This is a genomic window from Streptomyces sp. NPDC089799 (assembly GCF_040684755.1).
Lineage (GTDB): Bacteria > Actinomycetota > Actinomycetes > Streptomycetales > Streptomycetaceae > Streptomyces.
Window position 1 is genome coordinate 1 of the sequence record NZ_JBFBGR010000068.1, and the last position, 12,693, is coordinate 12,693.

Sequence of the window (12,693 nt, forward strand, 5' to 3'; positions counted from 1 at the left end):
GCAGGTCACCGCACATTCCTACAGATTGGAACGCGTTCGGTCGGCATATGCACTCAAACATGCACGATCGCGCACTGCAGCCCCAAGAACCCCATAGGAACTAGGGCGTTGACGTCATAGGGTGCGCACAGCACTCACGGCAATCACGTACACGTTGCAGCAGTAATCCCCCGGATGGAGCGGAGGCAGTGGTCTCCCCGCCCGGGGCCCGGCACCGGAGGGGTTTTCGTGGCACCAGGACGACCGCACCACACTTTCACCGCCCGAGGCGCGTTCACCGTCCTGGCCGGCACCGCCCTCATCGGGGCGGCACTCACCGGATGCAGCAAGGACTCCGCACCCGAGGCCGCACCCTCCCCCAGCACCACAGCCTTGCCCAGCCCCAGCGCCACGCAGTCGCCCAGCCCCACCACCGACCCCCAGGCCGCCGAAAAGGCCAAGGTGCTGGCCGCGTACCACAGCTTCTGGGCCGAGTCCGTCAAGGCGTATGCAGCCGGTTCGGACAAGGGCACCCAGCTGGTGAAGTACGCAGCCAACAAGGCCCTGGACGAAGCCCTGACCGACCTCGCCAACCAGAAGAATGCTGGGTTCGCCATGCAGGGTGCTCCGGGTCACCGGGCGGAGACGACGGCATTGGACATGTCTGGCGAACATCCTCGCGCGACGGTCGCCGACTGCCTGGACCTGTCGACTTGGCGGACGGTTGACCGGGCGAACGGGAAGGAGGTGCCCTACCCGTCCGGACAGCCACTGCGCTACGTGGCCGTGGCCGAGGTTGAGCAGTGGGCGGGTCAGTGGATGGTGGTCGCGGTGACGCCGAACGGTGACCGCACATGCTGAGGCTGAGAAGAACCACGGCGTGCTCGGTCCTTCTCTCTCTTGCTGCCTCAGCCGGATTCGCAGGCCCTGCCGAAGCTAACAGCGGTATCTGCAAGGGGCCCACCAAGTGGATCACCCTGTGCGCACGGAAGCCCGGTGAGGAGCCGGGCGGCGACGACCGTGCCAACCGGACCCCGCAGCCGCCGACCAAGCCGGGTGACAAGGGCGGTAATGAGAAGGACCGCTACCGCTGCACGCGTACTCTCGCGGACCCTCAGCCACCGGCGGGAAGCCCGGAGTGGGAAGGCCACAACCCCGGCGACGGTGCCATCTACCTGGAGCACTGTGCGTGGGAGGGCGACGTGAACGGCGGCAACGTCCGCATCAGGTACGTATGGGCCAACAGTGACGAGGTGGTGACCGTCGACCCGGCGGTGCTGGCTCAGCAGGCCGTGGACAGCATGCTGCTGGCCGGGCCCAAGGTGGCAAGCCCGCGTGCCGCGGGGACGTACACGGTCGGCGTGCCGATGTGGCTGTGGGTGACCCCGAGTGCGACGACGTGGGGCCCGAACACGGCGTCCGCGTCGGCTGGGGGCATCACGGTCACCGCGACGGCGAAGGTGTCGTCCATCAGCTGGCGGATGGGTGACGGAGCCACGGTGACGTGCTCCGGACCCGGAACCGCCTACGCGCCTGCCCGTGGCCTGTCGCCCTCACCGGACTGCGGGCACCTCTACCGAGTCCCCTCGTCCCGGCAGGCCGGCGGCAAGTACCAGGGCACCGCCACCACCACGTGGACGGTCGACTGGGCCGTCAACGGCGGTGGGCAGAGCGGGCAGCTGACCGAAGTGCGGTCGACGGGCTTTGCCGTCGCGGTCGGCGAACTCCAGGTCGTAGGCCAGTAACCCTCTGCGGGCACACCTACACGTCTCATTCCTCACCTCTCCCTTGGAGGCAGTGCACGTGAGCACCACCACCCCTTCCGTGCCGGGCCAGGCATCGGTCCCGCCGCCCGCTGCCGGTACGGCTGCGGGGCCGGCGGCCGCACCGCGGGTTCTGCGGCAGCGACGACGACGGCCAGGACTCATCGCCCTGTCCGTCGCCCTGATCGCCGCCGGAGGCTTGAGCGGGGCCCTGCTGTTCACAGCGTCGGGGCAGCGGACGGCCGTGCTGGTGGTGGCGCGTGACGTGCCGCTCGGAGCCGCCATCACCGACGCCGATCTCGCTCCGGCCTCGCTCGCGCTTGACCCGGCTGTCAAGACGGTCCCGGTGTCGAAGGAGTCCGGCCTGGTCGGGCAGCGGGCCGCGGTGGCCCTGAAGGCCGGCGCCCTGCTCGCGCCGGCGCAGGTCACCGACGCCTCACTCATCAAGGCCGGTGAGCAGTTAGTAGGAGTGGCGTTGAAGCCGTCACAGCTTCCGGCGAGCAGGCTGGCTCCAGGGCAGAAGGTGCTGATCGTCTCGACACCGGATCCGAACACGCCGGCGGCCGGGCAGGGCAAGCAGGGTGAGACGTCCGCATCCCCCAAGACCCTGGCCGCGACGGTGGTGGCGGTGGGGCAGCCGGCTCCGGCGACCGGGGTTGTCGTTGTGGACGTGGCTGTCCCGGCGAGCGATGGCCCGGCCCTGGCCGCGCGTGCTGCGACCGGTGCGGTGGCTCTGATTCTCGCCGCGCGGGAGGGCTGATGACGGTCGTTGCGATCGCGGGCGGGCTGGGTGCGCCGGGGGCCACCACGGCGGCCATGGCGCTGCTCATGACGTGGCCGATGCCGGAAGGACACCGGGTGGTGCTCGCCGAAGCCGACCCGGACGGCGGGGCGATCCTGCCCGGTGCCCTGCAGGGCACGCTGGGGAATAGCCACGGGCTGCGGCATCTCGCCGTCGCTGCGCGGCAGGGTCAGCTGGGTGAGGCGTTCTGGCGGCAGCTGGTGGACATCACCGACGCCGAAACCCGGGACCGCCTGGTCCTGCCCGGCCTGTATGACCCGGCGCACGCCTCGGCGATGGAGCCGGTGTGGAAGCCGCTCGCCGGCATGTTCGCGGGGATCGAGGAGCATGGGCACGACGTCCTGGTGGACCTCGGTCGACGCGGCGCCGTCGGCGCCTCCGCCGTGCTTGCGCAGCGCGCGGATGCGGTGGTGCTGGTCGCCCGCAACACCCTGCGCGGGCTGCAGAGCGCGCAGGTGCGCCTGCACGCGCTGAAGGAAGTGGTGGGTGGTGGCGCCGAGGTCGGCGTTCTCCTGGTCGATGAAGGCCCCTACTCCCGGGACGAGGTCCGCAAACGGCTGGACACGCCGGTGACGGCCGTCCTGCCGTGGCGGCCGAGGGAAGCCAGGGTGCTCTCCGACGGAGCGGAGCCGCCGCGCCGGTTCGAGTCGGGCGAGTTGATGCGGGCGGCGCGCTCGGCCGCGGTGCGCGTGCAGGAGCTGGTGGCGATCCGCCGCTCCCGCCTTGCCCCGCCCGGCACTCGCCCGGTGGGGGTGTAGCCGGTGCGTGCCACTCCCCTCCACCAGCAGCCGGCCGTGCCCGACACTTCCGTGCATGCGCGGCTGACTGCTTCCCGCCCCGGCGGGGTGCCGCCTTCGGCGTCGGCGCCGACCGATCCCCGGCGCGCCCTGCCCGTACCGGCCCCGCCGTCACCGGGCATCCCGGTGGTCGACTATGCCGCCGTGCGGTTGATCAAGAAGGAGGTCGGCGAGCGGCTCACCGAACTGCTGCGTGCCCGGCCGGGGATGGACGCGGCCGCACAGGAGCAGCAGGGCCGGCACCTGATCAATGAGCAGGTGGCTATCTGGTCGGATGCCGAGGCCGTCAAGCGGGGCGTGGCGACGTCGGCCGCGGAGGATGCGGCGATCGCGCAGAGTGTGTTTGATTTGCAGTTTCGGGCCGGGCGTCTGCAGCAGCACCTCGATAACCCGGCGGTGGAGAACATCTTCATCAACACCCACACGGACGTGTGGCTGGACTTCACCGACGGGCGCCGGGCGCGGGTCGCACCGGTGGCCGACTCCGACGAGGAGCTGCGCGAGCTCTTGCGGGATCTGGCCCGGCGGACCACCGGACAGAACGAGCGGAGCCTGTCGACCGCGGACCCGTTCCTGGCCCTGCGCCTGTCTGACGGCTCCCGCCTGCAGGCCGTCATCGACGTCACCCCCGGCACCTACGTCACCATCCGCCGGCACACCATGCGGCACGCGGACCTGCCCGAACTGGTCGGCCGCGGCATGCTCGACTCCACCCTGGAGGCGTTCCTGCGGGCGTGCGTGCGCGCGGAGAAGAACGTGATGATCGTCGGCGGGCAGGCGGCGGGCAAGACGACGCTGCTGCGGGCGCTGCTGCGGGAGATCGACCCGGACGAGCGGTTCGCAACTTTGGAGACCGAGTACGAGCTGTTCGCCCACGAGAACGGCCACCACCGGCAGGTCGTGCCGATGGAGGCCCGGGAGTCCAACGGCGAAATGGTCGGCGGTCAGGCGGCCGGTGAGATCACGCTCATGGACCTGATGTACCGGGCGCTGCGCATGACGCTGACGCGGATTGTGGTCGGTGAGGTCCGCGGTCCGGAGATCGTGGCCATGCTCCAGGCCATGACGAACGGTGCGGGCGGCAACCTGTGCACCCTGCACGCCATCCACCCCTCGGTGGTGTTCGACCGGATCGCCGAGCTGTACCTGCTGGCCCAGGCCAACATGTCGGAGTCGCTCGCCTACCGGCAGGCCGCCAACGGCCTGCATTTCATCGTGTTCGTCTCCTCCGTGGACGAGACGAAGATCGGCGGGCACCGGCACCGGTTCGTCTCCCACGTCCTGGAGGTCACCGGCATCGGCGAGGGCGGACGACCCGAGACCAACCAGATCTTCGGGCCCCGCCCGGAGTGGTCCGAGCCGCGGGCGGTGCCGCTGATGAACCCGCGCTGCATCAACGACCTGCGCCGTGCCGGCTTCGACGCCTCTCTGCTCGGTGAGGCCGGCGGGGCGTGGACGGCACCGCTGCCGCTGCTGGTGACGGAGGCCGCCCTGTGACCACGCTGCTGTTGTGGGTGCTGTGCGGGCTGGCCGTCTCCGCCGGACTGGTCGGGCTTGTCGCCGGGGTCGTGGGCACCACGGCGCCCGCGGAGCCGTCGCTGGCCGCGCGCCTGCGCGCCGGGCGGCAGGCGGCCGGCCGTGACGCTGCGATGAAACGCCGCACCCGGCTGACCGCCGGGGCCCTGGCTGGCATCGTGTTGTGGCTGGTAACCGGGGTGTTCGTCGGCGGGGCGCTGGTGTTCCTGGCGGTGGTGGGAGTGCCGTGGCTCCTGGCGCCGACGAAGTCGGCGGCCGCCCGGATCGGGAAGCTGGAGGCCCTCGGCGACTGGACCCAGCGGCTTGCCTCCACCCTGCGGCTGGGCCGCGGCCTGGACGAGGCCCTGCAAATCTCCCGCAAGGGCTGCCCCGAGGACATCGCCGACGAGGTCGGCGACCTGGTCGACCGCCTCCAGGTCGGCTGGCGGCCCACCGACGCCCTGCGCCGGTTCGGCGACGCCCTGAACGACGTCACCGCGGACAAAACGGTCGCCGCCCTCGTGCTGTCCGCGGCCGACCGCGGGCCGGGGCTCGCCCAGGCACTGGACGACCTCGCCGAGTCCGTGCACGAGGAAGTGGCCCGGCGGAGGGCGATCGAGGCGGACCGGGCCAAGCCCCGTACCACGATGCGGTGGATGACGATCATCACGCTCGGCGTGGCCGGAGCCGGGTTCCTGGTCCCCTCGTACACCGCCCCCTACGGAACGCTCCTGGGCCAGCTGGTGCTCGGATTCCTCGCCGCGGCGTTCGTCGGGGTTCTCGCGATGATGCGGCAGATCGCCGACGTCAAGCCCGTCCCCCGCTTCCTGATCGCCGACCCCCGCAGCGCCGTCACCCCCGCCCCCGCGCCCGCCCCTGACGAGAAGGAGGAGGTGGCGGCCGCATGATGCCCGTTGCCGCGACTATCTCCGGGGCCGCGATCGGCGCCGGTGCAGCGCTCCTGGTCCGTGAAGTCCTACGGCCGGCACCGGCGCTGGGGCCGGCGCTGCGCCGCCTGAACCAGCCCGCCCCCGCCGCGAACCCGACGACCGCGGGGCCGGTGAGCCGGGACGAGCAGTGGGGACAGTGGCTGCTGGACCGCCTCGCCGACGTCCCCGGCGTCCGCATCCCCTACAAGGACCTGGCCCTGACCGGGTCCACCCCGGCGAAGTTCCTGCTGACCAAGGTGGCCTTGGCAGGGGCGGGGCTGCTGCTGCCGCCGCTGTCCACCGTGCCGCTGCTCCTGCTGGGCATGTCCCTGGTGCTGCCCGTGGTCGTGGGACTCCTGGCGGGCGTGGTGCTGTGGTTCGCACCCGACCTCGCCCTGCGGGACAAGGCCCGCCGGGCCCGCGCGGAGTTCGCCCACGCCATGGCCGCCTACCTCGACCTGGTCGCCCTGCGCCGTGCTGGGAACGTCTCGGCCGAGCAGGCCATGGAACAGGCCGCGCAGGTCGGCGAAGGCTGGGCATTCGGGCGGATCCAGGAAGCACTCGCCCGCTCCCGGGTCGACAAGATCCCGCCGTGGGAGTCCCTGGCCCGCCTGACCGCCGAACTCGACCTGCCCGTCCTGGACGACCTTGCCGCGATCATGCGGCAGTCCTCCGACGACGGCGCCAGTGTGTACGCCACCCTGCGCTCCCGCGCCAAGAACCTCCGCACCGAACTACTCGCCCAGCAGGCATCAGAGGCCAACGCCGACAGCGAGAAGATGACCGCCCCCGGCGCGCTCCTCGCCGTCCTGGTGATGCTCCTGATCGCCTTCCCCGCCGTCATCCGCATGCTCAACAGCTGACCAGAGGAGAGACAACGCCATGATCAACAAGATCGCCGCCCACGCCACCACCGCCGCCACCGCCGCAGTGCGCTGGTACAAGTCCCGCCTGGAACAGGGCGGGGCCAGCGACCGGGGCGACATCTCCATCACCACCGTGATCATCTGGGTGGCCTCCGCAGCCGCCGCCGTCGCCATCGCCGGAGGCATCGGACTCCTCGCAACGCGATACACCAACCTGCTGAACGGCATCTGAGCAACTACTGCCCACAGCCTGAGGGAAGGGAGGGAGCGAGGTGGTGATGCGCCGGGATGTCCGCGCAGCCTGCCCAGCCACGCCGGTGCCACGGGCACCCAGCCACCGTGTCGGGAGCGGCGACGTATCGGGGCGGGAAGGCCGGGACCGGGGGGACACCTCCATCCAGATGGCCATCCTGTTCCCGTTCGTCATCCTGCTGACTGTGGCCGTGGTCCAGGCCGCGATGTGGGCCTACGCCCGGAACATTGCGCTGACCGCGGCCCGGGAAGGCGTGGCAGCCGCCCGCACCTACCAAGCCCCAGAGGGTGCGGGCGTGGCCCGTGCGCGGGAGACGCTCGCCCGGATCGCCGGCGACAGCCTCGCCGGGAGCAGCGTAAGTACGTCCGGCACGTCGGCAACGACGGTCCGGGTGACCGTGAGTGGCACCGCGCCCTCGCTCATCCCGGGCATCTCCGGGCTGAGCGTGTCACAGTCGGCCTCCGCTCCCCGGGAGAGGTGGACTACCCCGTGAAGCGCGTGAATCTCCTTCGCGTACTGCGCGTTCATTGGCATGCACCGGGCGGGAGTGACCGGGGCAGCGAGACGATCGCTGCCGCGATCGTCACCCCGCTGCTGCTGACCCTGATCTGTCTGGCGATTGCTGGCGGGCGGATCAGCACCTCCGGCGCCAAGATCGATGCCGCGGCAGAGGACGCCGCCCGCGCCGCATCCATCTCCCGTACCCAGGGCAGTGCCGAGGCCGAGGCATCTGCCGCAGCCGCCCGGTCACTGACCGACCAGGGCATCCACTGCGCCTCCACGTCCACGAGCGTGGACGCATCCGGGCTCGCCGTGCCGCTCGGCCAGGTCGGCACGGTCACCGTCACGATCACCTGCACCGTGCCTCTGTCCGACCTGCTGCTGCCCGGGGTACCCGGAGCCAAGACCATGACCAGCACCTTCACGTCCGTGGTGGACGCCTACCGCTCCAGAGCTCTTGGGTTCGCAAATTCTGAAGGGTCATGGGGCGCGAACCGAAGCATGGGGGCTGTGCAGTGAGCTCGCGAGAGTACTTGGGTTCACGCCTCGTCCGTCGAGCGATTCCGAGCTCCTGCTCGGCAGGCTGTTCGTGCTGCGAGCCAGACGGTCTCGAACTCTTCAAGAGTGAGGTCGTGCGGCTCGTGGCCGTCCCATTCATGGACGGGCACCTCAGCAGTGGCGCCGAACGTCTTCTCGTAGTCCGCCAGGGTTCCGCCAGTCTGGGCGCCTTGCCATTCAGCCAGGGAAGCCGCGGCGATCGGCGTCTTGAGGGGTCCCTGCAGTTCAACCTGGCGGGTCACCCAGCCGTCGGCGTCGACTTCGAAGTAGAACCAGGTGTCTTCCTCGGTCCAGTAGCTGCGGAACCAGTGCCTCACGCCGTCATTGTCCGTCACGCCGCCGCCGTGCGATCACAGGTCCTGGGTCCATACGCCGACGGGGTGCTCGTCGGGGTGCAGGTCGAGCCTGGGCTGGTGGCTCAGGAGGCCTTCCCCGCCAGCCTGCCAGGGGAAGGCTCCGTCGCGGTTGGGCCAGACGACCTGGAGGACCGGGAATGGCGGCTTGCGGTAGTAGCTGATCGCGGTTCCGAAGAAAGCCTTGTACCAGCGGTAGTCGACGGCTCGGAGTACGACGGGGACGCTGGCGACGTCGTGACGCTCACGGCCGGCTTCCAGGGGCTGTCCCTCAACAGAGCACTGTGCGAGGTCGTTGAGGATCGTCTGCATCAGACGGACGTCCAGGCCGAACATCGCAACCTCGGGCATCCGCCAGCCATGCCACAGGCCTACGGTGTAGGCCCAGCCCGGCCCGTGGTCATCGGCGGGAATCATCTTGACCTGCCAGCCGTGCTGCTGAATGACGTCGACGGTCGACTGGGTGCGTGGGTCCAGTTCGTTGATGTCCTGGCAGACGACGCAGTGGCAGGGGGTGAGACCGGTGGACATGGCGGTGAGCGTACGGGAGCGGTTCGGCCTCAAGCTCGGCGGGATCGGTCAACCGGAGGGGTCGGTGTCGGTGAAGCCGGGGTGGTCGACGACTTCGGTGTAGCGGAGGCTGGCGTTGATGGACAGGCCGAACATGTTGTGCAGGCGTTTGGCGTCTCCGTGGCTTGCCAGGGCTTCGGCGAGGATGCGGTCTTCGCGGATCGAGCGGCAGCTCACGCCGGGGCCGAGGAGGAGTTTGATCCAGCGGATGCCGACGTTGCGGGTCTCCATGGCGCTGCGGCGGTTGATGAACAGGTGCGGGTTCGCCGTGTTGGGCCAGGTGTCGGTGCGGTAATCGAGGTAGGCGGCGATGCGCTTGCGGACCGGCGGCGCCAGGGGGATCTTGCGGTCGTCGATGTGCAGCCAGCCTGCGCTGATGTCGACGAGCTGGAGATTGCGCACCTGGCCGGTCGCCAGGCCGTGGAAGGCGACGAGGGCCGTGACCGCGGCACGTGCGGGATCGGATTCGTCGAGGAGTGCTCGGATCGCAGCGGTTTCGACGGGCAGGGGCTCGCGGGACGGGTGCTGCCCCAGGCACATTCGGTGAGTGGGGTCGGCGAATACGACGTGATCCTGCTTGAGCAGGCGGAACAGCGAGCGCATGCCTTGGCCTGTCCGTGCGGGGTGGTCGCTGGCGGCCAGCGCCGCCCGGATGTGTTCCCGGGTGATCTCACGCAGGGAGCTGTGGCCGTCGGCGGCCCAGGCGAGGAGGACGGGGCGGGCCCAGGAGTAGTGCAGACGGATCGTGGCGGCTTTGCGCGGTTTGCGCCTCGGTGGTCGGGGACGGCCGTTGACCATGACGTCGTACCAGATGCGTACCTCATCAGCCATCTGGCCGGGCAGCCCGGTCAGCCGTTGTTCGAGCCACTGGTCCAGGACGTTTTCGCGGTCGTCGATGAGCAGGTCGGCGTCATCCAGGACAGCAGCGACGTGTTTGGTCGTCAGGTCGATTTCAGTGAGGAACTCCAGGCTGCTGAGGGGAATGCGGGCGCCGGGATTGTCCTGCATGCCCAGCACGATTCGCAGGCCGGCACGGCAGCGCATCCTGACCGGTTGGCTCCAGCCCAGGCGGGCAGCCCGCTGGTCAGCGAGGCTCCACAGTCTGCGCAGGAGGGTGGGGTCGGCGGGCCAGGGATAGTCCCGCTGCCGAAGGCGTCTGTGATCGCGTTGGGCGGGGAGGAAGGCGAGCTGTTCACTGCGGGTCGGGACCGGGTTGCTACTGGCTGGTGCGTGTCGCGGCCGTGGGATGTCCAGGAGGGCTTTGAGGTCGTTCCTCATGTTCGGCGGGATGTCCGAGGGGGCGGTGCGGGCGCGTTGTTCGGCCCGACGGGCCTTTCGCGAGGATCCCTTCTGGTGGGTGAGTCCGGCGAGGAACAGTTGTTGGCCCGCTCGGTTGGCCTCGGCCGGGTCGAACCGTTCCAGTACGGAGATCATGTTGCGAGCGTGGGCGAAGCACAGTCGGCAGATGCCCAGTTGTGTGTGCAGGTGGGCCGGGGTTGCGCAGGTTTGGCAGACGTCTTTCTCGGCATGGGCCGCACGCCAGCCGTGGCAGGCCTGACAGACCCATTTGGTCTTTCGGGTGGTGCCCCAGGCCAGGCAGTCCGGGCAGGCCTCCACGGCGGGCTGCCCGTACAGGTGGCAGCGGCGGCACTTTCCGGTGTTGTAGTAGTCGAAGGATCCGCAGACCAGGCATGGGGGCGGGGTGACCGGGCCGCCGGGCCAGCAGCCGAAGCAGTAGCCCGTGCTCGTGATGGCTTCGGGCCGGTCGCCGCAGACGGTGCACAGACTGCAAATGGTCCGGGTCACAGCGGCGGCGCCGATCGCGGACGGCCAGGATTGGGCAGGATCTCGTGGGCCCGGGACGGTGCCGGGTCGCTTCCGGTGGCTCGCATGGGTGACTGCTCGGGTTGTGTGGCCGGCAGCCCGGTCGGCACGAGCAGATCGCAGGGCGTGCAGCCCAGCACTGTGCACAGGACTTCGAGGTCGTCGAGCCGGATCGTGGTCGGGGTGCGCGACCACAGCATCGACATCTTCCCGGCGCTGATCTCCAGTCCGGCCTCGGCCAGCCGGCGCCGCATCTGGGTCGCCTGCCAGATCCCGGCCTCGGCCGCCTTCATCCGCAAGTTCCACTGCATCTTTGACTCCTTCGGCTCAGCCCAGCAGCCGCAGCGCGGTGCGGTCGTTGGCGTGGAGCCATTCATTCTCAATGTGTTGCGTCGGCACGTGGATGTAGTGCGTCGTCGTCGACAGCCAGTTGTGTCCGAGCAGGTCCTGGATCGCCTTGAGGTCCACGCCACGCCCGTAGAGTTCGGAGGCGCAGTAGTGCCGCAGGCCATGCGGGGTCAGCCGCCCCTTCCAGTCGGGCAGCCAGGAAGCCACCGCCGTGGCCAGACCCGAACGCAGTGGATCGGTACCGATACGCGCGCAGCCTCCCGTCATCTCATCGCGCCGCTCGCTCGGCAGCAGCGGGGCATCCGGGTTGCGCCAGTCGTCGTCGAACTGGTGGCGCACGTCCGTCAGCCACCACTGCATCAGCGTGTCGATGCCGTCGATCGCCGGAATCAGCCTGGTCTTCGGTCCGCGCCCGCGGCTCCCCTTGCCGTAGCGGATGTGCAGCTTGCCCCATCTCCCCAGGTCCGGACGCCAGTCGCGCATGTCGAGCATCGCCGTCTCACGAATACGCAGTCCGCCGCGTCGCCACAACGATGCCGCCAAGTAGTCGCGGGCAGCCGGCAGATACTTGCGCATGCTCGGCAGGTTCGCGGCCCACTGACCGAACAGTTCCTCCACCTCCGCGCGGGCGGGCGGCACCCGCACGCTCGGGTGGTTGGCCTTCGCCGGCCGGTTGAACTCGTCGATCGGCTGCACCGTCACGCATCCAGTCAGCGCATGGATGTCGCCCTGGTAGCGGCTGATCACGAAGTCGTAGAAGCGCGCGATGGCTCCCGCGTAGCCCTGGACTGTCGACGGTTTGCGGCCTTGATCCCGGCGCAAGCGCACCAGGTGCCGGTCAGCGTCCTCGGCCCCCACGGCCCACAGGCGCCGATCACTGGACCGCACGAACTCCACTGCTGCACGGCAGTTGAACTCCACCGTGCTGTCCCCCGCTCCGGCTGCTGCGAGGGCCAGGGCGTACTGATCGACGATTTCCTGTTCGCAGTCTTCTTCATCAACCGCCGAGCTCAAGACCCGCGGCGAGGCCAGGTTCCGCACGGCCGCCAACGTCATGACTGCTCCAGTTCATCGGGAGTGCCGATGCTTCAGGAATATCGGAAGAGCGCCACGATTCATGGAGATGCTTCAAGAACTTCACTCCATCGAGGCAGGCCCCTGGCCAGCACCGGAACACGACCTGCAACAGCGGGCGCTTCCGAACCGACGGCTTTTCCGACAAGGGAGGGCTAACCCATGCCCACACCACACACGAGGCGGCAACGGCGCCTGCGCGGGGACGAGGGCGGGATCGCCGTCTACAGCGCGATCGTGACCGTGGCCCTGCTGGCGATCATCGGGCTGGCCATCGACGGCGCCGGCAAACTCCGCGCCACCGAACGCGCCGATGCCGTGGCGATGGAAGCCGCCCGCGCCGCCGGACAGGCCATCGACCCCGCACAGGTCGTCACCGGCCAGGGCATGCGCGCCGACCCCGAAGCAGGCGCGGCCGCCGTGCGCGCGTACCTGGCCCGCGCCGGAGTCGCGGGCACTGTGGCCGTGTCCGCGGACGGCACGCAGCTGACCGTCACCGTCAACGACACCTACCCCACCACGTTCCTGGCTGCCGCCGGGATCGGCTCCCTGAGCGTGTCC

At 69.9% G+C, this 12,693-nt stretch carries 16 protein-coding genes; 11 read left to right on the top strand and 5 right to left on the bottom strand.

Annotation, left to right across the window (positions count from 1 at the left end; all coding sequences use genetic code 11):
• Positions 1-228: 228 nt before the first annotated feature.
• The 10 genes from AB0O36_RS36525 (at position 229) to AB0O36_RS36570 (ending at position 7,924) form a co-directional block, all read left to right on the top strand.
• Positions 229-840 (top strand): hypothetical protein, encoded by a 612-nt coding sequence (locus AB0O36_RS36525; protein ID WP_365118201.1) that lies wholly within the window; start codon positions 229-231, stop codon positions 838-840.
• Between the two features lie 341 nt (positions 841-1,181).
• The gene (locus AB0O36_RS36530) at positions 1,182-1,724 is read left to right on the top strand and encodes an ATP/GTP-binding protein (protein ID WP_365118203.1); all 543 of its coding nucleotides are present in this window, start codon (positions 1,182-1,184) and stop codon (positions 1,722-1,724) included.
• Positions 1,725-1,782: 58 nt separating this feature from the next.
• The gene (locus AB0O36_RS36535) at positions 1,783-2,502 is read left to right on the top strand and encodes an SAF domain-containing protein (RefSeq protein WP_365118205.1); all 720 of its coding nucleotides are present in this window, start codon (positions 1,783-1,785) and stop codon (positions 2,500-2,502) included.
• The gene (locus tag AB0O36_RS36540; RefSeq protein ID WP_365118207.1) at positions 2,502-3,302 is read left to right on the top strand and encodes a hypothetical protein; all 801 of its coding nucleotides are present in this window, start codon (positions 2,502-2,504) and stop codon (positions 3,300-3,302) included. Before AB0O36_RS36535 ends, AB0O36_RS36540 begins: the two co-directional genes overlap by 1 nt.
• A 159-nt stretch (positions 3,303-3,461) precedes the next feature.
• Complete coding sequence (locus AB0O36_RS36545; RefSeq protein ID WP_365118235.1) at positions 3,462-4,838, top strand: CpaF/VirB11 family protein; 1,377 nt, start codon at positions 3,462-3,464, stop codon at positions 4,836-4,838.
• A complete protein-coding gene (locus AB0O36_RS36550; RefSeq protein WP_365118209.1) occupies positions 4,835-5,764 on the top strand; it encodes a type II secretion system F family protein in 930 nt (309 codons plus the stop codon). The genes AB0O36_RS36545 and AB0O36_RS36550 overlap by 4 nt, the downstream gene beginning before the upstream one ends.
• Positions 5,761-6,648, top strand: coding sequence for a type II secretion system F family protein (locus AB0O36_RS36555; RefSeq protein ID WP_365118210.1), 888 nt, complete (start codon positions 5,761-5,763; stop codon positions 6,646-6,648). The genes AB0O36_RS36550 and AB0O36_RS36555 overlap by 4 nt, the downstream gene beginning before the upstream one ends.
• Before the next feature lie 19 nt (positions 6,649-6,667).
• Positions 6,668-6,883, top strand: coding sequence for a hypothetical protein (locus AB0O36_RS36560; RefSeq protein ID WP_365118213.1), 216 nt, complete (start codon positions 6,668-6,670; stop codon positions 6,881-6,883).
• Between the two features lie 169 nt (positions 6,884-7,052).
• Positions 7,053-7,397: a TadE family protein gene (locus AB0O36_RS36565; protein ID WP_365118216.1), complete on the top strand. Its 345-nt coding sequence runs from the start codon at positions 7,053-7,055 to the stop codon at positions 7,395-7,397.
• Entirely contained in the window at positions 7,394-7,924 is a 531-nt protein-coding gene (locus AB0O36_RS36570; RefSeq protein WP_365118219.1) for a TadE/TadG family type IV pilus assembly protein, read from the top strand. Before AB0O36_RS36565 ends, AB0O36_RS36570 begins: the two co-directional genes overlap by 4 nt.
• 20 nt (positions 7,925-7,944) lie before the next feature.
• Here the strand turns inward: AB0O36_RS36570 and AB0O36_RS36575 are convergent, their stop codons facing one another.
• Genes AB0O36_RS36575 through AB0O36_RS36595 form a run of 5 tightly spaced genes read right to left on the bottom strand, consistent with a single transcriptional unit; the run spans position 7,945 to position 12,114 of the window.
• Positions 7,945-8,280, bottom strand: a complete 336-nt coding sequence (locus tag AB0O36_RS36575; RefSeq protein ID WP_365118237.1) for a hypothetical protein — start codon at positions 8,278-8,280, stop codon at positions 7,945-7,947.
• A gap of 33 nt (positions 8,281-8,313) precedes the next feature.
• The gene (locus AB0O36_RS36580) at positions 8,314-8,847 is read right to left on the bottom strand and encodes a DUF4262 domain-containing protein (RefSeq protein ID WP_365118222.1); all 534 of its coding nucleotides are present in this window, start codon (positions 8,845-8,847) and stop codon (positions 8,314-8,316) included.
• A 48-nt stretch (positions 8,848-8,895) separates the two neighbouring features.
• A complete protein-coding gene (locus tag AB0O36_RS36585; RefSeq protein ID WP_365118225.1) occupies positions 8,896-10,692 on the bottom strand; it encodes a hypothetical protein in 1,797 nt (598 codons plus the stop codon).
• Positions 10,689-11,021, bottom strand: coding sequence for a helix-turn-helix transcriptional regulator (locus AB0O36_RS36590; protein WP_365118227.1), 333 nt, complete (start codon positions 11,019-11,021; stop codon positions 10,689-10,691). Before AB0O36_RS36590 ends, AB0O36_RS36585 begins: the two co-directional genes overlap by 4 nt.
• 16 nt (positions 11,022-11,037) lie before the next feature.
• A complete protein-coding gene (locus tag AB0O36_RS36595) occupies positions 11,038-12,114 on the bottom strand; it encodes a tyrosine-type recombinase/integrase (RefSeq protein ID WP_365118230.1) in 1,077 nt (358 codons plus the stop codon).
• A 180-nt stretch (positions 12,115-12,294) separates the two neighbouring features.
• On the opposite strand from AB0O36_RS36595, the gene AB0O36_RS36600 reads away from it, so the two are divergent.
• A partial coding sequence (locus AB0O36_RS36600; protein ID WP_365118233.1) for a hypothetical protein occupies positions 12,295-12,693 on the top strand: 399 nt, incomplete at its 3' end.

Bases quoted from the DNA above. Each gene is read 5' to 3' on its own strand.
- AB0O36_RS36540 (WP_365118207.1), top strand. From the start codon at position 2,502: ATGACGGTCGTTGCGATCGCGGGCGGGCTGGGTGCGCCGGGGGCCACC.
- AB0O36_RS36555 (WP_365118210.1), top strand. From the start codon at position 5,761: ATGATGCCCGTTGCCGCGACTATCTCCGGGGCCGCGATCGGCGCCGGT.
- AB0O36_RS36560 (WP_365118213.1), top strand. From the start codon at position 6,668: ATGATCAACAAGATCGCCGCCCACGCCACCACCGCCGCCACCGCCGCA.
- AB0O36_RS36565 (WP_365118216.1), top strand. From the start codon at position 7,053: ATGGCCATCCTGTTCCCGTTCGTCATCCTGCTGACTGTGGCCGTGGTC.
- AB0O36_RS36580 (WP_365118222.1), bottom strand. From the start codon at position 8,847: ATGTCCACCGGTCTCACCCCCTGCCACTGCGTCGTCTGCCAGGACATC.
- AB0O36_RS36590 (WP_365118227.1), bottom strand. From the start codon at position 11,021: ATGCAGTGGAACTTGCGGATGAAGGCGGCCGAGGCCGGGATCTGGCAG.
- AB0O36_RS36595 (WP_365118230.1), bottom strand. From the start codon at position 12,114: ATGACGTTGGCGGCCGTGCGGAACCTGGCCTCGCCGCGGGTCTTGAGC.